Annotated in this window: 14 protein-coding genes; 7 read left to right on the forward strand and 7 right to left on the reverse strand. The window is 48.8% G+C overall.

Going from position 1 to position 18,692, the window contains the following annotated elements; all coding sequences use genetic code 11:
• Positions 1 to 8: 8 nt before the first annotated feature.
• Entirely contained in the window at positions 9 to 2,234 is a 2,226-nt protein-coding gene (locus tag JYJ62_RS01290) for a PepSY domain-containing protein (RefSeq protein WP_205340368.1), read from the forward strand.
• Between the two features lie 169 nt (positions 2,235 to 2,403).
• On the opposite strand, the gene JYJ62_RS01295 is transcribed toward JYJ62_RS01290, so the two are convergent.
• From JYJ62_RS01295 to JYJ62_RS01305, 3 genes are all read right to left on the reverse strand, one after another.
• Entirely contained in the window at positions 2,404 to 4,440 is a 2,037-nt protein-coding gene (locus tag JYJ62_RS01295) for a methyl-accepting chemotaxis protein (RefSeq protein ID WP_205340369.1), read from the reverse strand.
• A gap of 91 nt (positions 4,441 to 4,531) precedes the next feature.
• Complete coding sequence (locus JYJ62_RS01300; protein ID WP_205340370.1) at positions 4,532 to 5,710, reverse strand: MFS transporter; 1,179 nt, start codon at positions 5,708 to 5,710, stop codon at positions 4,532 to 4,534.
• Between the two features lie 147 nt (positions 5,711 to 5,857).
• A complete protein-coding gene (locus JYJ62_RS01305) occupies positions 5,858 to 6,742 on the reverse strand; it encodes an SDR family NAD(P)-dependent oxidoreductase (RefSeq protein ID WP_205340371.1) in 885 nt (294 codons plus the stop codon).
• 185 nt (positions 6,743 to 6,927) lie between these two features.
• On the opposite strand from JYJ62_RS01305, the gene JYJ62_RS01310 reads away from it, so the two are divergent.
• Complete coding sequence (locus JYJ62_RS01310) at positions 6,928 to 7,428, forward strand: nuclear transport factor 2 family protein (RefSeq protein ID WP_205340372.1); 501 nt, start codon at positions 6,928 to 6,930, stop codon at positions 7,426 to 7,428.
• Positions 7,429 to 7,511: 83 nt separating this feature from the next.
• Here JYJ62_RS01310 and JYJ62_RS01315 read toward each other — a convergent pair whose 3' ends face one another.
• The 3 genes from JYJ62_RS01315 to JYJ62_RS01325 all read right to left on the reverse strand — a co-directional run bounded on the left by JYJ62_RS01315 (position 7,512) and on the right by JYJ62_RS01325 (position 10,336).
• Positions 7,512 to 8,165: a DsbA family oxidoreductase gene (locus JYJ62_RS01315; RefSeq protein WP_205340373.1), complete on the reverse strand. Its 654-nt coding sequence runs from the start codon at positions 8,163 to 8,165 to the stop codon at positions 7,512 to 7,514.
• 376 nt (positions 8,166 to 8,541) lie between these two features.
• Positions 8,542 to 9,342, reverse strand: a complete 801-nt coding sequence (locus tag JYJ62_RS01320) for a crotonase/enoyl-CoA hydratase family protein (RefSeq protein ID WP_205340374.1) — start codon at positions 9,340 to 9,342, stop codon at positions 8,542 to 8,544.
• Between the two features lie 373 nt (positions 9,343 to 9,715).
• Positions 9,716 to 10,336: a hypothetical protein gene (locus JYJ62_RS01325; RefSeq protein ID WP_205340375.1), complete on the reverse strand. Its 621-nt coding sequence runs from the start codon at positions 10,334 to 10,336 to the stop codon at positions 9,716 to 9,718.
• A 321-nt stretch (positions 10,337 to 10,657) separates the two neighbouring features.
• On the opposite strand from JYJ62_RS01325, the gene JYJ62_RS01330 reads away from it, so the two are divergent.
• From JYJ62_RS01330 to JYJ62_RS01350, 5 genes are all read left to right on the forward strand, one after another.
• Positions 10,658 to 12,178: an aldehyde dehydrogenase family protein gene (locus tag JYJ62_RS01330; RefSeq protein WP_205340376.1), complete on the forward strand. Its 1,521-nt coding sequence runs from the start codon at positions 10,658 to 10,660 to the stop codon at positions 12,176 to 12,178.
• Between the two features lie 44 nt (positions 12,179 to 12,222).
• On the forward strand, positions 12,223 to 13,380 hold the full coding sequence (locus JYJ62_RS01335) for an iron-containing alcohol dehydrogenase (protein WP_205340377.1): 1,158 nt from the start codon (positions 12,223 to 12,225) through the stop codon (positions 13,378 to 13,380).
• 171 nt (positions 13,381 to 13,551) lie between these two features.
• Positions 13,552 to 14,940 carry a GntP family permease gene (locus JYJ62_RS01340; RefSeq protein WP_205340378.1) on the forward strand — a complete coding sequence of 463 codons (1,389 nt, stop codon included), beginning with the start codon at positions 13,552 to 13,554 and terminating at the stop codon, positions 14,938 to 14,940.
• 39 nt (positions 14,941 to 14,979) lie between these two features.
• Entirely contained in the window at positions 14,980 to 16,140 is a 1,161-nt protein-coding gene (locus tag JYJ62_RS01345) for an iron-containing alcohol dehydrogenase (protein ID WP_205340379.1), read from the forward strand.
• 32 nt (positions 16,141 to 16,172) lie between these two features.
• A complete protein-coding gene (locus JYJ62_RS01350; RefSeq protein ID WP_205340381.1) occupies positions 16,173 to 17,669 on the forward strand; it encodes a CoA-acylating methylmalonate-semialdehyde dehydrogenase in 1,497 nt (498 codons plus the stop codon).
• A 43-nt stretch (positions 17,670 to 17,712) separates the two neighbouring features.
• Here the strand turns inward: JYJ62_RS01350 and JYJ62_RS01355 are convergent, their stop codons facing one another.
• Entirely contained in the window at positions 17,713 to 18,501 is a 789-nt protein-coding gene (locus JYJ62_RS01355; RefSeq protein WP_205340382.1) for an IclR family transcriptional regulator, read from the reverse strand.
• Between the last annotated feature and the right edge of the window lie 191 nt (positions 18,502 to 18,692).

The following is an 18,692-nucleotide window of genomic DNA, read 5'->3' on the forward strand; positions in this document are numbered from 1 at the left end:
CTACTGCCATGCTACGCCAACTTCACTCGCTACCCGGCTTGATCGCCGCATTATTTGCCATCGTACTGACGGTGACAGGGGCGATTTTGTCGCTTAACCCAGCACTCGAGCGAATAGACGCTGTATTGCCCGCCGCTGGGCAGATCAGTGTCGCCGAGCTGTCGGGAAAGTTGGCGGAGCATTACCCAGAGGTTGAGCAGATTGTGCGAACGCCCTCCGGCACTCTGATCGTCTATTACACTAGAGATGATCAAGTCGGCATTGATCAAGTTGATCCTCGTAACGGACAGGCTATCGCACCCTATCAGCAGTCATCCTTCTCGCGCTGGATTAAAAATCTGCACCGCTCCTTGCTGCTCGACACTCTGGGGCGTGCAGTGGCAGGTATCACCGCCATACTCATGATTGTTTTAGCGATTTCAGGTGCCATGCTGCTAGCTGCTCGTATGGGCGGCTGGCGACAGATACTACAACCTGTGCGCGGCACCTTAAGTCAGCGGTTGCATATCAAATTTGGCCGAATCGTAATAATTGGCCTGCTACTGTCAGCACTGACAGGCACCTACCTATCCGCGATTACTTTCGGCTTCGCGCCAGAAAGTCTTGAAGCTGAGCCGGAAATACCAATGGAGGTATCCGACGGCATACCGGCAGCTATCAACACGCTTGCGGTTTTGCAAGCGACCGACTTAAACGATCTGCGTGAACTGGTCTACCCTTACCCTGACGACCCAGCTGGGATGTATTCTTTGACCACCGATCAAGGTGCGGGTTATATCGATCAAGTCAGCGGTGAATGGCTCTCTTTCCAGCCACATGACGCAAGCCACAGGTTCTATAAATTCATTTATATGCTGCACACCGGCGAAGGCCTCTGGTGGCTGGGCATAATCCTTGGATTAGCCGCCCTAACAGTCCCACTCATGGCAATCACCGGTCCGCTGATCTGGTGGAAGCGCTACCGTTCAAAACCGAAATTGGCCGCCAACAGTGGAGCCAACACTGCCGATAGCGTGATTCTCGTCGGTAGTGAGAGCAACAGCACCTGGGGCTTTGCTAAAACCTTACACGACAGCTTAGTGAAAGCTGGCCACCGCGTGCATACTGCGCCAATGAATCAGCTGGCGTCGAACTATCGTTCGGCACAACGTTTGTTTATTCTTAGTGCGACCTACGGCGATGGCGATGCACCGGCTTCAGCCAAGCAGTTTCTGCATCGTCTAGAAAAAATCAGCAAAAAGCCTGAATTTTCGACCATTATATTGGGTTTTGGTGATCGTCAATATCCAAAATTCTGCGGCTTTGCTAAAGAAGTAGAACATGCCATCAGCGCCAAAGGCTGGCCACAGTTACTCCCCATTGACACCATCAACCGCCAGTCAACACAGGAGTTCGCGCGTTGGGGGCATGCGCTGGGCAAAGCACTCGGCATCGAGTTGACACTGCTACATATTCCCGAACGACCAGACAGCACCGTGCTGCAACTGATTGATCGTGTCGACTATGGCCTTGCGGTGCAGGCTCCAACCGCTATATTACGTTTCCAAGCAGATAAAAATAATGACCAAAGCAATGTTATCAGCCGTTTAGTGAAGCGCAGTCGGCTGCCGCACTTTGAGGCAGGCGATTTAGTTGGCATCATCCCACCAGGCAGCCAAGTGCCACGCTTTTACTCTCTGGCCTCAGGCTCTGCAGACGGTAGTTTAGAAATATGCGTACGTCAGCAGCCTAACGGCCTATGTTCTAATTTTCTTTACACTCTACCGATAGGTGGCAGCATTGATGCATTCATTCAGCCCAACCCTGACTTTCGTCCTGCTTCTGGTAAAGCCCCCATCGTACTGATCAGCGCCGGCACGGGTATTGGCCCACTGGTTGGTTTTATCCGTCATAATTGGGCTCATCACCCTATGTATCTGTATTGGGGGGGCCGCTCTCCCGAGTCCGACTTCCTCTACGAACCGGAACTGAAGGCTTATCTCCAAGACAAACGTCTAACCGAGCTAAACGCGGTCTTCTCCCGCACCAGCCAGCGCTCCTATGTCCAAGACAAGGTCACTTTGGATGGTGAGAAACTGCGCAAGCTGATCGAAAATGACGCGCAAATTCTAGTCTGCGGCGGCAGAGAGATGGCAAAGAGCATTATGGCTGCCTTGAATGAGATTCTGGCGCCACTGGGCATCGACGTAGCAACACTTAAGGCCCAAGGCCGCTACCGTGAAGACGTCTATTAAGCGGTTTGAAAATCACTCTGCTGGTTTAAGGTGAACTACACTCAGCAGAGCGACAAGCGCTTCAACGGATAGGCACTCTTGGCGAATTACCCCCTCGACACCCATCAGCCCAGCCAAGTTTTAACGCCTGCAAAGCACAAGCAGGCGTTCTTATTTTCGTCCACGGCGACTAATAGCGAAACTGACTGATCAGCTGATTAAGCTCCTTAGCCAGTTCTTCTATAGCCTTGCTACCTGCGGCAGTTTGGTTAGCACCTAAGGTCGCTTGCTCAGCTAATTGACCAATACGACTCGCATTACGCGCCAACTCTACTGTGGTGGCTGATTGCTGCTCGGTGGTAGAAGCAACCAAGAAGTTCATGTCTTCAATCTGGCGCACTTGTTTAGCGATTTCATCCAGAGCCAACAACCCTGCTTCAGCTTTTTTGACGCTGGCTTCAGACAGACTCTGACTGACGCCCATCGCCGTCACGGCCTCTGTAGTCATCACTTGCAAACGGCTCACCGTACTGCGAATTTCTTCGGTTGAGCTGTGGGTGCGACTTGCAAGGCTGCGTACTTCATCGGCAACCACAGCAAAGCCACGGCCATGCTCTCCCGCACGTGCAGCTTCAATCGCGGCATTCAGCGCCAACAAATTGGTTTGCTCAGCGACATTTTGAATCGTAGTAATCACCAGTTCAATTTCTGCGCTGGCACTTTCCAACTCACTCAGTTTATGTGCCGTATTTTCAATTTCCTGCGCTTGCCCGGCAATGGTTTCAGCAATATCTTTGATCAGCGTCCGACCATGCTCGGTTTGTTGGCGACCCGACTGAGTCGCATTAGAAGTCATCTGCGCGTTGCTAGCCACTTCATGTACGGTTGCGGTGAGTTCATCCATCGCGGCGGCAACCTGCTCGATTTCGCCATGCTGCTGCTCAGCGCCTCTGGATGCGTCTTGGCTGGTTTGACTCAGTTGAGTCGCTGTTGTCGTCAACGTTTGACTGTGCTGTGCCAATTGCGCGACCAGCTGTTGCACACGCTCGGCAAAGGTATTAAAGGCTTGGCTTAGGCGTGAGACCTCATCCCTTCCTACAACCTTCAAGCGACGAGTCAAGTCACCGTCTCCACTCGCAACATCTTCCATAGCGGCGGCGGCCAGCCCCAATGGTCGTGAAATACCTCGCGCCAGGGCAATGATGACTAAGGTGAAGATCACAATACCCGCTAAACCAATCCACAGAACTCTCTGAATAATAGCATTCACATCTGTCAATACTTCGCTCATCGGCACAATCCGCGCGATCGACCAATGAGTTTCGGTGTTGCCTAATTTAATTGGCACATACGCCACCATCACATCGTCACTCATCACGTTAGAATAGAACTCGGTGACAAATGGCTGTCCCTGTTTAACTGCGTCTGTCGCAGCTGCGAGGTACTCGCCCATAAAGTCGCCTTCAGTGTCTTCCATTAACTGACCCAGACGTTGCGAATCAGGGTGCGCAATGATAGTACCGTTATGGCTAAAAAGTGCAGAAACGCTGGTTGGGGTGTTCATTGCAGCGACCTGTTGCTGAAAGCTCGCAGCGCTCATATCAATCCCAACCACAGCGATCACTTTGTCATTCACGATAATTGGCACAGCAACAGTGGTCATCAGCACCATTTCATCAGCCACCGGATAGAGGAACGGATCAAGCACCACTGGACGTCGTAGTTGTTTGGCCAACTGGTAATACTGCCCCTTGTCCTCATCATCGTAATCAAGCAAGTGGGTGAGTTTGATATCCTGCCCTTCCCTATACCAATAAGGAATAAAGCGCCCAGTTTGATCATGCCCTGCAGTATTTTCATACAAATCATCAAGCTCATCGAGCGCATCAGCCTCCCAGCCCGTCCAAATACCTAACAGGTCATCATTCTCACGCAAATATGAGCGCAACAGCTCTTTAAGAAAATCACGGCGTTCAAACTCATGAACGTGCTCGATATTTTGCATAACTATGCTGAAAGCTTTAATTTCATTGATGTGTCTAGTGAGCGCCTTCACTAAGTGCTCGCCATCTGCTTGCACCAAGCCCTCAGTGCTGTGTTTGGCGGCTTCGCTGACTGTGTGTTGAACCGCAGATCGAATAAACAGCAGTATGACAACCAAGATGATGATCGTAATTGGCAGCAAACTGACCAAGAGTTTTCGATTCATACTGAGGCGATTCAACATGATCCTTTCCTTTTTATAATGGGTTGATAAGATGTTAATTGAATAAGACGCTGACAATAACACTCGGTGTGACTTTGGTTGGCAGTTGCGCCTATGAAATAGCGCGTTGTTTTTTGCTGTTGAACTCCTGGCGTAACACCACAACCGTAGTTAAAACCATGAAGACAACGGTCGCCCACATCACTCCTTTGGCTAAGTGTTGATCCAATAGATAACCGAGAAATATCGGGCCTATCACTCCGCCAATATTGAATCCTGTTGAAACAATACCGAAAGTACGTCCTTCTGCGCCTTTAGGTGACGCCGCGCGAACGAGCATATCTCGCGACGGTGCAACCACTCCAGTTAAAAACCCCACCATGCCAAGAACAGAAACTAACAGCACTGCCGGCAGCGCCACAGTGGTAATAAGCAAGACAAATAAGGCCGCTAAGGCAAAAGCGCCGGCAGCTAAGAAGCCATGTTGAGTGGTTCGGTCAGCTAAATAGCCACCGGCTAAAACACCAAAGGCACTCATAAATAAGAATACGGTAAGACCTTGGTTCGCTGTCGACAGAGGAACGGCAAAACCTTCAACCAAAGCGGAAACAGAGAATTTCTCAATCGATCCGGTACTAAGACTGAGCAGCATAAATAAGAAAACAAAGCCGAATAAGCCCGCGATTGGTATTTTTATAGGGCGTTTTTCATTTGCAGTAGAATTTTTAATAACCGCTGCCACAGGCGTATTTACTCGATTAAAGAGCAACAGACACAACACGGCAACACCAACTGTACTGGATACCACAAAAGCCCAGCGCATATCGACCACTTGTGCCAAGCCTAATAAAATCGGCGGCGCAAGCGCAGCACCAAGAAACCCAGCAAAGGTGTGGATAGAAAACGCCTGACCCATTTTGTCAGATTGCATACCTTGCGAGAGCAATGCGTAATCGGCGGGGTGATAAACACCATTGGCCAGTCCAGCAAAAAACATCGCCAATAACAACACCGAGAAAACAGGCCATAGCGCAAGCAAAGCAAAGCTCATCGAACCTACCGCCAGTGCACCGATCAACATTTTCTGGGCGCCGACACGATCCACCATAAAGCCCAACGGAGCCTGCACGACAGCCGAGACGATATTAAACACCCCAAGAGCCAGACCCAGTTGCATAAAGCTGACATTCATCACTTGAGGTAGCAAAGGCAGTAAGGCAGGAATCGTCATGATATGCAGATGGCTAACTAAATGAGCCATAGCCACTTGGAACAATAGTTTTTTATGCATTCGATTTCTTCCTGCCCTACCCATGCCACGCGTATAGAAGTTATCTCTAATTGATCGCAGCTAAACGGCTACACAACTTACAAGGCAGATGACAGGCGCTCAAAACATCTTAACCTGTCATTACCCATATGATTTTATAGCGTAGGACTAATAAACAACCGCTGGATTTGGCGGATTAGGTGAACCTAACATCTCTCGATAAGACGGCGGTTGTAGCCCATCTCGATCGGTAATATTAAAACGCTGAGCAATTTCTGCAGAAATAACGGTATGGCCACTGAGCTCATCCCCTTTGGGATCATGAGCAATGGCGTAGATAATATCGCCAATAAACTCCGGTGATTCTGCTGTTGCCATAAATTGCTCATACTGCTCGTCTTTGCTCACGTCCCCAGCAAGCGCTGAGCGCTCAGTTAATAGCGGTCCCATCCAAATAGAAACCGTACGCACAGCGGTTCCTTTAAAATCGACAGCCATATCATGCACCAGCTTATCAACACCGGCTTTTTGTGCGCCATATGCCGGTCCATGCATATAGCAACTGGCACCAAATGACGAACCAAAGACGATTAAACCACTGTTTTGCTTGGTCATTATTTTTGCGGCATACCAGCTGGCAACATAAGCGGAGCGCAAACCGACATCTAAAATTTTGCAGGCGTCTAAGTCTTTTTCCCAAAAGGGTTTTTGTTCAATTAACTGTTCGTGAATAAACGCAGCATTGTTAACTAAGATATCTAAACGGCCCTGCTCTTTCTCGACCTGAGCAAACAGTTCAGCTGTTTGCGCATCGTCACTGTGGTCACAGACCACTGCAATACCTGTCCCACCGGCTTGGTTTATTTGCTCCGCCGTTTCATACACTGTGCCAGGCAAGACGGATCCATCCCAACCGAAAGCACTACCCACTGTTGTGCTACGTCCCGTGACGTAAACAATCATGCCTTTTTTTGCTAAAGCTAAGGCAATTCCACGACCTGCTCCACGACTGGCCCCAGTGACAATGGCGACTTGTTTTTGTTCTGACTGCATTGTTAACCTCATTTAAAAGTGCGGTACTTTATAAGAGCCGCTATTTAATATCAGCCAAACAGCGTGACCCAGTAAAAACAAAACTTCAATAGAAACCTCATAAAGATAAAATTATATTGAAATCAGTGACCAAAGCATTAACATCAATGACTATCAAATAAAAATAACCAAACAAAAGGTTCGCTATGAAACAAACAAAAAGCACTGAGCAGCGCCTACAAGAACTTGAAGATAAACAAGCGATTCTCGAATTAAAATACTGCTACCTCAACGCTTGCGATGAAAAAGATCCCGACCTAGTCACCCGCTGCTTTATGAGTGGCAAAATTGATATCAATTTTGGCCATATCGGCCAGTTTGATAACCGCGAAGATTTTGTTGATATTTTTAAAAAACTGGGTTGCCATGAGCATATTGTTGATATGCACCACGCACAAAACCCTATTTTTCTTGAGCTCACAGAAAGCTCAGCCAAAACCAAAATAAATTTACGCTTTCAAAGCATCAACACCCAAGACAAAAGCATCGCGCAACTGGGTGGATACTACCTCGATGAGTTTCAAAAAACAGAGGATGGGCAGTGGCTTATTAGCAAAAGCTCATTCACGGTGAACTCAGTTAAAATCAGTGACTTCTCTGGCGAGTGCAGCAAGATCGTTTACAGTGGTAATTGTATGCCACATTAAATAATGACTGAGAAAGTCATTATTTCATCCGGCGCAGCACTGCTTGTCAGCCGAGTCAGCCCGCGCGACCCTAGCGCTTTGGATTAATCTTGCGCAACAGCCAACTGCTGTAAAATCAGGGTGAAATTTTCAACTCCTTGCGCGCCAGACACCAGATGGCGCTGATTGAAAATAATCGCGGGTACACCTTGAACGCCGCGTTTTTGGAGGATGTGTTCGGCATTGCGCACCTCCTCAGCAAAACGCTGATCCTCAAGCACAGCCCGTGCTTCAATAGAATCCAAGCCGATCTCTGCGGCAATCGCCACTAGCACAGCCTTATCCGATAGATTCCGGTTATGGCTGAAATGCGCACTAAATAACGCCTGTTTTAAATCATGCATGCGCTCCTGTTGATCGGCCCAGTGCAACAATTGATGTGCGTTAAAGGTGTTGTGCATTCGACTGTCATCACGAAAAGCAAATTCAAAACCTACCTTAGCACCCGCTTCACTAAGACGCAGACGATTGGCCTCAGACTCTTGCAAGCTTAAACCATATTTCTCGCTGAGGTGTTCGCGCATATTCTGACCTGTGGCTGGCATATCAGGATTCAGTTCAAAGGGTTGCCAAAATATTTCATGCGCGGTGCCTGTTGCTTTTAAGGCCTCGGCCAACTGCCGGTAACCAATGACGCACCAAGGGCAAACGATATCTGACACTATATCGATACGTAATGGCTGATCTGATGTGCTCATACTGCTTCCTAAATTGTATTGCGTTGACGGGTTAACAGCATACCTATCTGAGCGCTTACTGATAAGCCAATTAGGCACGCCTTTTGACCAGCGCTGATAAAGTCTGCGCCCAGTGTGCAGCGACAACAGTGCCATTTTGATCCCGAACACTATCCTCAAGCGTCATTTCTACAGGCTCGACCCTTAACCAAAGGCGCTCGCCAAATGAGTGATGGGCAGCCAACCATTGGCGTCGCCCTCAGCAATATGCTCATCACCTTGCCACGCTGGCCTTGCGTCCAGCGCTGGTTCTGAACACAATCCAAGGTATGATATTCATCTAGGCAGCAAAAGCATAACAACCAGGCTCACTCGATCACTCCCCCTAAACGACGCGTTATTGACCTTTAAAGTTTGGCTCACGCTTCTCGACAAAGGCATCCACCGCCTCAGCATGGTCTTGTGTATGGTGTGCCAACGCCTGGTAAGCGGCAGAGAGCTCAAGCAGAGAATCCAGTCGCATATGCTGTCCTTCGCGCAGCAAACGCTTACACATTCTCAAGGCATGGCCTGGATTCTTGGCGATACGCTGCGCCATCTCAAGCGCTTGTGCCTCGAGTTCGTCCTCCGAGCACAACTGTTCAACCAGCCCCCACTCCAGAGCTTTTTGCGCATCAATCGCGTCGCCAGTAAACGCCATAATACTGGCCTTAGGAATACCGATAATACGCGGTAAAAGCCAAGCACCCCCATCACCTGGAATAATGCCTAACTTGACAAAGCTTTCTGCAAACAAGGCGGTATTGCTCGCGATGCGAATATCACACATACAGGCAAGATCCAAACCTGCCCCAATCGCAGCACCATTAACCGCGGCAATGATGGGAACATCCAACTCATAGAGTGCCAGCGGAATCTTCTGAATACCGTGGCGATAGTTATTATGCAACTCATAAGGCGAGCCAGCAAAAATCCCCTCACGGTTTTGCATATCCTTAATATTCCCTCCCGAGCAGAAGGCTTTGCCATTGCCCGTCAATACAACAGCTTTCACGCTATGGTCTTGGCGTAATTCAGCACATAAATCTACCAGCTCCTGAAACTGTTCAGGTGTTGTTAAAGCATTGCGGGTCTCTGGGCTGTTCATACGCACCATCAGAACAGCGCCGTATCGCTCCCGTTGGAGAAAAGCACTCATTAAAAGATCCTTATTCAGCTAACAGCAACTGACATTTTGTCAGTTTTTAATTATTGATCAACACACTCGCATATCCACTATTGCTGCACCGTCTAGAAGATGCAATAGGGGGGGCTTAATATCGGGACATCATTAGCCCAGGATAAGGCTAAGGCGCAACCAGCAGAAATGGCAATGGAATGACAGTGTTTATTTGCGTCCTGATTATGATCGTTGGGGCACTCACTCAGCTACCGCAACCGCCAAGCGCGTGATTGGAAGTTATGCACTTAGGGTTTGCAGCGGGCCTTACCAACCAGCACCCAGCACTGCTACGCCATTCCCTCAAAGGCATGCTATTGCATGCCTCATCTGCCAAACTACTGTCGAGGTATTAGCCAAGCGCAACAATGGATAACAGCGCCGGATCATCGGCATGTGCCAATAATATCGTCTCCACGCGCGCCTGCCAGAGACGTGCAAAATCTGCCTGTTGCTCTGGCGTCTCTCGATTCTGAATCACCGCCTGCATGCGTTCACGCTGAGAAGCATCGGCAGGTATTCTGTGAGCATCGAAACTCACCATAACAGCGGCGCCCGTGTCCAGCCGCTGGAAGCGCACAAGCGCATTATGTTCACTCTGCTCAGTCGCGAAGCTGAGTAATCCGTGGCGTGCAAAACGCTGACCAATACCTTTAAAGCCTCCTTGTCCTGCCGCGCCGGTAATGAGCGTCAGCACCTGCGCGACCACGCCAGTGGTGCCATCGGTTTCCGGTGACGGCATATGTACGGATATGCCACCACGCTCAGGCAGCGTATCGGGATACAGCGCCTTTAGCGCCGCTCGTGCTGTCAGGAACGCACCTGCCACGGTAGGACAAGAATGCCCAGCCAGCCGAACTGCATCGGCATAACGGTACTCCATGATGCCATTGGCAGTGGTACCGAGTAGTTGAGCCAATGCGTCGTGTACACGAATAACGGGGGCTTTATCGAAAAAATCGGGAAACATCATGGTGTTCTCCTTAATGAATCGCATTGTAAGTAAGGGTTTGAGATTAGCAGGCTAAGCCAGGTTGATCACTATCTGGCATCAACTATTAGGATGAATTCGCACAATACACTTCGCCACCCCTGTGCACCCTCTCAAGCAGCCTTAAAATAATATATTTAAAGACTAAGCACCTTAGCTGTCTTTAACGGCTGTCGAACATCACTTTTAAAAACAACCAATAATGAGATGATTTGTATCTTTATACGTGCAATTATAGATTTGCAACAATGCCAAACCCTAGCGGATGACTACCGACATTAATAAAAAAGTGAGGCTGTGCAGATGATTTACTCTAAACCTGGTAACAAAGATGCTTTATTAGCTATTAAACCCTCTTATGGAAACTTCATTAACGGTGAGTTTGTAGCCCCTGTTAAGGGCCTGTACTTTAGCAATACCACCCCCATCACCAATGAAGACTGCGGGCAGTTCCCGCGTTCAAGCGCTGAAGATATTGAACATGCCCTCGATGCAGCGCACGCAGCGGCTGATGCTTGGGGAAAAACTTCAGCCCAAGATCGCGCGCTGGTACTATTAAGAATTGCTGACCGTATTGAAGACAATCTTGAGCTATTAGCCGTTGCGGAAACCTGGGATAACGGTAAGCCCATCCGTGAAACGTTGGCTGTGGACGTGCCCTTATCGGCTGATCACTTCCGTTATTTTGCTGGCTGTATTCGTGCGCAAGAAGGCGGCGCCGCAGAAATTGATAGCGACACCGCCGCCTATCACTTTCATGAGCCCTTGGGCGTGGTGGGTCAAATCATCCCCTGGAACTTCCCTCTACTGATGGCGTCTTGGAAGCTCGCACCGGCCTTAGCCGCCGGCAACACAGTTATTCTTAAGCCGGCAGAGCAAACGCCATTGTCCATTACCGTACTTATGGAACTGATCGGTGACTTATTGCCGCCCGGCGTTTTAAACGTAGTGCATGGTTTTGGTCGTGAAGCCGGAGAAGCATTAGCCAGCAGTAAACGTATTGCCAAAATTGCTTTCACCGGCTCGACTGCTACTGGCCGTCATATCATGCAACACGCAGCCGCTAATATTATCCCCAGCACCATGGAGTTGGGCGGCAAATCACCGAATATCTTCTTTGCTGACATTATGCAGGCCGAGCCTGAGTTTATTGAAAAAGCCGCTGAAGGCTTAGTTATGGGCTTCTTTAACCAAGGCGAAGTTTGCACCTGTCCTTCTCGAGCACTGATTCAAGAATCCATGTACGAGCCTTTTATGGCTCAAGTGATGAAGAAGATTAAAGCCATTAAACGTGGCAATCCACTGGATACAGAAACCATGCTGGGTGCGCAAGCATCATCCCAGCAGTTTGAAAAAGTTATGTCTTATATGGATATCGCCCAAGCAGAAGGTGCTGAGATCCTCACCGGTGGTGCCATTGAGCAACTCAGTGGTGATTTGAGCTCTGGATTTTATATTCAGCCCACCCTGCTCAAAGGCCACAACAAAATGCGTGTCTTCCAAGAGGAGATATTTGGCCCCGTGGTCTCAGTCACCACCTTTAAGGATGAAGCTGAAGCCTTAGCTATTGCCAATGACACAGAATACGGCCTTGCCGCTGGAGTCTGGACCCGCGATATTAACTTAGCCTACCGCATGGGACGTGCGATTAAAGCCGGTCGTGTTTGGACCAACTGCTACGGTTTACACCCTGCTCACGCTGCTTTTGGCGGCTATAAGCAATCTGGGGTGGGCCGTGAAACCCATAAAATGATGCTGGATCATTACCAACAAACTAAGAATTTACTGGTCAGCTACAGCAGCAAACCCATGGGTTTCTTTTAGTTCTAATCTGAGCATCTAAGTGTTTAATTTAAGAGGTTTTTATCATGCGTTTTTACGACTATCTATTACCGAGCGTTAACTTTTTCGGCCCTAATTCCATTTCGGTCTTAGGTGAGCGCTGTCAATTACTCGGCGGCAAGCATGCTTTAATTGTCACCGACCCATTTTTAGCCACACTTAAAGATGGTGCTGTTGAGCAGGCAGTTCGCTATTTAAAGGAAGCAGGCATCAAAACCACGATTTTCTCAGAGGTGCAAGCCAACCCCAAAGATACCGATGTAACGGCGGGGCTGGCTTGTTACCAAGACAATCACTGCGATATGTTGGTCACCGTTGGCGGTGGCTCACCCCATGACTGCGGTAAAGCCATCGGCATTATGGCCACCCATCCCGGCAAGATTGGCGACTATGCCGGCATCGATACCTTAACTAACCCGCTGCCGCCGATTGTTGCCGTCAACACCACCGCAGGCACGGCCAGTGAAATCACACGCCACTGCGTGATTACGGATACTAAAAGCCATTTAAAGTATGTGATTGTCAGCTGGCGTAACCTGCCTTTGGTGTCAATTAATGACCCCATATTAATGCTAGGTAAACCGCGTGCATTAACGGCCGCCACAGGTATGGATGCCTTGACCCATGCCATCGAGGCTTATGTGTCAGTGGATGCCAACCCAGTCACCGATGCTGCAGCGATTCAAGCAATTAAACTTATTGCGAAAAACTTGCGCATTGCTGTAGCCAACGGTGCTGACCTTAAAGCCCGCGAAAATATGGCTTATGCCTCCTTGCTGGCGGGTATGGCCTTTAACAATGGCAACTTAGGCTATGTGCATGCCATGGCTCACCAATTGGGCGGACTCTACGATATGGCTCACGGCGTGGCTAATGCCATGCTGCTACCACATGTGTGTCGCTATAACCTGATTGCCAACCCACAAAAGTTTGCTGATATTGCTGAGTTTATGGGTGAGAACATTCAAGGCATTTCTGTACTGGAAGCCGCCGACAAAGCCATTGATGCGATATTTAGGCTGTCGGCAGAGCTCTCCATTCCAGCGCACTTAAGTGAAATGGGTGTTAAAGAGGCTGATTTTGAACTGATGGCAGACAATGCATTAAAAGACGGCAACGCCTTTAGTAACCCTCGCAAAGGTACTCAAAAGGACATTATTGCGATTTTTAAAGCCGCTTATTAACTCAAACCAAGCCAGGCTTAATATCAGCCCTTATCCATTTCAGTGGATAAGGGCTTTTTTATGTTCAAAGCAAGACCAAAGTTATAAAAAAACCATTTGCAAAATCACAAAATATCTATAATGATAAGGATCGTATCGTTATAGATAATAAAACAAGAAAGGTAACGCATTATGGTTGGATTATTCGGCATTCTTCTCTCGCTCGGCTTACTGATGTATTTAGCCTATCGAGGCATAACCGTATTAATTTTGGCGCCTATTTTGGCGCTCGTCGCGGTCATTTTTAGTGGAGAAGGTGCAGTACTGTTGGGCACCTACACTCAAGTGTTTATGCAAAGCCTAGGTGGCTATGTGATTAAGTACTTTCCGCTTTTCTTGCTCGGCGCAGTATTTGGCAAGTTAATGGATGACTCTGGTGCAGCACGCAGTATTGCACGTTGGTTGGTGGCTAAATTAGGCAAGCAGCGCTCCTTGCTGGCCATTGTCTTAGCCTGCGGTATTTTGACCTATGGTGGTGTTTCTTTATTTGTCGTGGGGTTTGCCGTCTACCCCATTGCTGCGGCCTTATTTCGTGAGGCAAGCCTGCCTAAACGTTTTATTCCCGGCGCCATTGCTTTAGGCGCACTGACTTTTACCATGACCGCACTGCCCGGTACGCCTGCGATTCAAAACGCGATTCCAATGCCATTTTTTAGCACTGATGCATTTGCTGCGCCCTTTCTAGGCATTATTGGTGGCTTAATTATGTTACTTGGCGGCATGTGGTGGCTCAGCTACCGAGTCAACAATGCCACCGCTGCAGGTGAAGGCTACGGCAACCATCAAGACGAAATTATAGATATTGATACTGCAAATGACCCCAGTATCAGCATTGCTTTGTTGCCCATTATTTTGGTGATCAGCACCAACTTTGTATTATCAAAATACTTATTGCCATTATTGGATACAACCTATTTAGCTGATACGAAATATGGCGCAACCTCTCTCAATTCAGTGATCGGCACCTGGGCCATTATTTGTGCGCTGGTAATCGCCTGCATGGTTCTGATCTTGTCTAACTGGAAGCGCTGGAAAGACCTTAAAAACACCATCAATAAAGGTACTTTAGGCTCTTTACTGCCGATTTTTAATACCGCATCTGAAGTGGGATACGGATCAGTGATTGCTTCTTTGGCTGCTTTTATAGTTGTACGAGATTTTTTAGTGAGTTTATCACCGAACAACCCCCTTATCTCTGAAGCAATCGTCGTCAACGTCTTAGCAGGCATTACCGGATCGGCATCGGGTGGTTTAAGTATTGCGCTAAATACCATGGGTGACACCTATTTAAACCTGGGAACACAATTCAATATTTCTCCAGAGCTCTTACACCGCATTGCATCAATGGCTTCTGGTGGATTTGATGCACTACCACACAATGGCGCAGTGATTACCCTGCTGGTAATTTGCGGCTTAAGTCATCGTGAGTCATACCCCGATATTGGCATGGTTGCGGTGGTTATTCCTTTGGTTGCACTCGCTGTTGTGATTACTTTGGGTACGATCTTTGGCTCCTTTTAACCCATAAAAACAATACTTTAATTCATCAAGGAAACACCTATGTCCATAACAGTTATTTTACCTCGAATCATGGAAATTGGCGCTGGAGCCATCAGCAAACTACCCAGCATCGTGCAGTCCTTAGGTGGCAGTAAACCGCTGATCATTACTGACAAAATGATGGTGCAACTGGGCTATATCCAGCAATTACAAGACTTGTTATCTGCCGCAGGGCTTAATGCCGATGTGTTTGACGGCACTGAGCCTGAACCCACCGCCGCATCCATTGAAGCGGGCCTGCAGTGTGTGCTGGACAACAATTACGATGTGATTATTGCTTTGGGCGGCGGCAGTCCCATTGATAGCGCTAAAGCCATCGCCATCTTAGGCAAGCATGGCGGCAATATTCGGGATTATAAATTTCCGCGGCAAGTCAATGAGGTCGGCATTCCAATTGTTGCGATTCCGACCACCGCTGGCACGGGTACCGAAGTCACGCGATTTACCATCATTACCGATGAAAAAAACGATGAGAAAATGCTCTGCGTCGGTATTGGTTTTATGCCACTGGCGGCGATTGTCGATGTCAATTTAACCTTAAGCTTACCGCCACGTATCACCGCTGATACCGGCATTGACGCCTTAACCCACGCCATTGAAGCCTACGTTAGCCAAAAAGCCAGTCCATTCAGTGACAGTCAGGCTTTATCGGCAATGCGTTTAATTGGCCCGCACCTCAAACGTGCCTATGTCGACGGCAGTGATGTTGAAGCACGAGAAGCCATGATGTTGGGTTCAACTTTAGCTGGTATTGCTTTTTCCAGTGCCTCGGTGGCTTTAGTGCATGGCATGAGCCGCCCGATTGGTGCTTTTTTTCATGTGCCGCACGGTTTATCCAATGCCATGTTGCTGCCCAGTGTCACCGCATTTTCAATTCCAGCGGCACCTGAACGCTACGCCGATTGCGCGCGAGCGATTGGCGTAGCCAGTGCCGCAGATAGCACAGAACAGGCCAATCAAAAATTACTGACCGCGCTCGAAACCTTTAATCGCGAATTGCAGGTGCCGAGCTTGGCCGCGTTTGGAGCCGACCGAGCACGCTTTGACAGCTTGGTAGAAACCATGGCTGAGCAGGCCTTAGCCTCAGGCTCACCCAGTAATAACCCACGCGTCCCCAGCATTGCGCAAATGGTCAGCATCTACCAACAACTGTGGGCCTAAACACTTAATTATCTATATCAGAGGATAACAGCATGAACTTAATTGGACACTTCATTAACGGACAAAACGTGAGCGATCATGTACGCACTCAAGCGGTATTTAACCCTGCGACAGGCCAAGCCACAAAAGAGGTCGCCTTGGCGGGCAAGCAAACGGTTGAGCAAGCCATCGCCGCAGCCCAGCACGCCTTTCCAGAATGGCGCAATACCCCGGTGATCAAACGTGCGCGAGTGATGTTTCGCTTTAAAGAATTACTGGAAAAAAATGCTGATGAAATCTGCCGTTTGATCGGTGAAGAACACGGTAAAATTCTGCACGACGCAGCGGGCGAACTGCAGCGCGGTATCGAAAATGTCGAGTACGCCTGTGGTGCACCGGAGTTTCTCAAAGGTGAATTCAGCAAAAACGCAGGCCCGAATATTGATTCCTGGAGCGAGTTTCAACCTTTAGGTGTGGTTGCGGGGATTACCCCCTTTAACTTCCCGGCCATGGTACCCCTGTGGATGTACCCTATGGCCATTGTCTGCGGTAACTGCTTTATTTTGAAACCCTCTGAGCGCGACCCAAGCTCAACCTTATTTATTGCGCAACTGCTCAAAGAAGCCGGCCTGCCTGATGGCGTGATGAATGTGGTCAATGGCGATAAAGAAGCGGTTGATACCTTACTGCACGACCCGCGCATTCAAGCGGTGAGTTTTGTCGGTTCAACCCCTATTGCTGAGTACATTTACTCCACCGCTGCAGCAAATGGCAAGCGCTGCCAAGCACTCGGTGGTGCGAAAAATCACGCCATTGTGATGCCAGACGCCGACCTGGATAATGTGGTGAACTCCTTACTCGGCGCAGCCTTTGGCTCATCGGGCGAGCGCTGCATGGCACTGTCCGTGGCTGTTGCCGTGGGTGATGAGGTTGCTGAGCAATTGATTGAACGCATGCAAGTGGCCATGCAAGGCTTGAAAGTTGGCGTTTACTCAGAAATGAGCAATGATTTTGGCCCGGTGATCACCCAGCAACATAAAGAAAAAGTCGTTGGTTATATTGATAGTGCTGAGCAACAAGGGGCAAAAATCGTGGTCGATGGCCGCCATTTACAACCCGCGGGCTACGAGCAAGGCTTTTTTGTGGGCGCAACCTTAATTGACCAAGTCACAGCCGAGATGACCAGCTATCAAGAAGAAATTTTTGGTCCAGTCTTGCAGGTCATGCGCGTGCAAAGCATGGAGCAAGCCATGCAACTGATCAATGACCATGAGTATGGAAACGGCACCTGCATTTACACCCGTGACGGTGAAGCTGCGCGTTACTTTACTGATCATATTATGGTCGGTATGGTCGGCATTAACGTGCCCTTACCCGTGCCTGTGGCGTACCATAGTTTTGGTGGCTGGAAGCGCTCGCTGTTTGGCGATTTATATGCCTATGGTCCAGACGGCGTGCGTTTTTACACCCGCCGTAAAACCATTACCCAACGCTGGCCTAGCGCCAATGTGCGTGAAGGCGCGCAATTCTCAATGCCGACACTGAACTAAGTTAAGCCTGATAGAAAAACGGCCCACTGCAATGGGCCGTTTTTTATTGTGGGTCTAAAACCGTGGCCTCTTTTAACAAGAGACTCAACTCTTGTGCCGCCGCCTGCAGTTGTGGCACAAAAGTGAGCAGATCAGCTAATGTTTTGCGCACTGTCGGTGCATGGGTAAATAAGCTGGCGAAATACTGTCCGTCCGGGCTTAAAATTGGTACAGAACAGGCAACCATCCCCGCAATAAACTCTTCGTTATCCACCCCTACACCGGTTGTTGCGATTTGCTCTAAGCTGGCTTCCAACTCTGCCTTATCCACCAAGGTATTATTAGTCAGCGCTTGTAACGGCATATTGTTAAGCAAACGCTTACGCTGCGCTTGAGGCAGCGAACTTAAATACAATTTACCGCCGGAAGTGCACCACACAGGAACGTTGCCACCAATGGGCAAGTAAATCTGTAAGGGCCAGTTACTTTGCACACGATCGGTGTACATCATTTCTAAATCATTCGGGATAGCAATGCCACAGGTCTCACCCACCTCTGCCGCTAGGCGTTGCAAAACAGATAAGCGCAAACTTTTGAGTGAGTGACTGCTTAATACGCCCACAGCCGTTTTCACCAATCGAGCACTCGGAACAATCAAACCGCGCCAGTCCGTCTGCACAAAGCCATCCGCTTCCAACTGCTGCAGCAAGCGATGGATGCTAGGTTTTGGAATATCTAAGCTAAACGCCAAGTCTGCAGGTGATAGTGGACGCTCACTGATGGACACCAATTCAATAATCTCTAGCACACGATTGATTGAAGAACCTTTGCTACGTTTAGCTGAATCGCTCATGAGGGCTTAAAATCCATCTAATAAATATAAAATAGAGTGTGAGGGCGTTGCCAAAAGAATGATTGGTCAATCGAATAACATCATCATTCAGCGCAAATGAGGGTGTCACAATACCAAGCTGAGCAGTATTTAGCTTGCACAAACAAAGATTTTCCCACCTCATCGCTTTAAAACGATGACAATTGCCATGG

It is taken from the genome of Denitrificimonas caeni (genome assembly GCF_905120345.1).
In the GTDB taxonomy this organism is placed as follows: domain Bacteria; phylum Pseudomonadota; class Gammaproteobacteria; order Pseudomonadales; family Pseudomonadaceae; genus Denitrificimonas; species Denitrificimonas caeni_A.

Bases quoted from the DNA above. Each gene is read 5' to 3' on its own strand.
- JYJ62_RS01350 (WP_205340381.1), top strand. From the start codon at position 16,173: ATGAACTTAATTGGACACTTCATTAACGGACAAAACGTGAGCGATCAT.
- JYJ62_RS01335 (WP_205340377.1), top strand. From the start codon at position 12,223: ATGCGTTTTTACGACTATCTATTACCGAGCGTTAACTTTTTCGGCCCT.
- JYJ62_RS01320 (WP_205340374.1), bottom strand. From the start codon at position 9,342: ATGAGTGCTTTTCTCCAACGGGAGCGATACGGCGCTGTTCTGATGGTG.
- JYJ62_RS01330 (WP_205340376.1), top strand. From the start codon at position 10,658: ATGATTTACTCTAAACCTGGTAACAAAGATGCTTTATTAGCTATTAAA.
- JYJ62_RS01295 (WP_205340369.1), bottom strand. From the start codon at position 4,440: ATGTTGAATCGCCTCAGTATGAATCGAAAACTCTTGGTCAGTTTGCTG.
- JYJ62_RS01325 (WP_205340375.1), bottom strand. From the start codon at position 10,336: ATGATGTTTCCCGATTTTTTCGATAAAGCCCCCGTTATTCGTGTACAC.
- JYJ62_RS01305 (WP_205340371.1), bottom strand. From the start codon at position 6,742: ATGCAGTCAGAACAAAAACAAGTCGCCATTGTCACTGGGGCCAGTCGT.
- JYJ62_RS01355 (WP_205340382.1), bottom strand. From the start codon at position 18,501: ATGAGCGATTCAGCTAAACGTAGCAAAGGTTCTTCAATCAATCGTGTG.
- JYJ62_RS01345 (WP_205340379.1), top strand. From the start codon at position 14,980: ATGTCCATAACAGTTATTTTACCTCGAATCATGGAAATTGGCGCTGGA.
- JYJ62_RS01290 (WP_205340368.1), top strand. From the start codon at position 9: ATGCTACGCCAACTTCACTCGCTACCCGGCTTGATCGCCGCATTATTT.
- JYJ62_RS01340 (WP_205340378.1), top strand. From the start codon at position 13,552: ATGGTTGGATTATTCGGCATTCTTCTCTCGCTCGGCTTACTGATGTAT.
- JYJ62_RS01315 (WP_205340373.1), bottom strand. From the start codon at position 8,165: ATGAGCACATCAGATCAGCCATTACGTATCGATATAGTGTCAGATATC.
- JYJ62_RS01310 (WP_205340372.1), top strand. From the start codon at position 6,928: ATGAAACAAACAAAAAGCACTGAGCAGCGCCTACAAGAACTTGAAGAT.
- JYJ62_RS01300 (WP_205340370.1), bottom strand. From the start codon at position 5,710: ATGCATAAAAAACTATTGTTCCAAGTGGCTATGGCTCATTTAGTTAGC.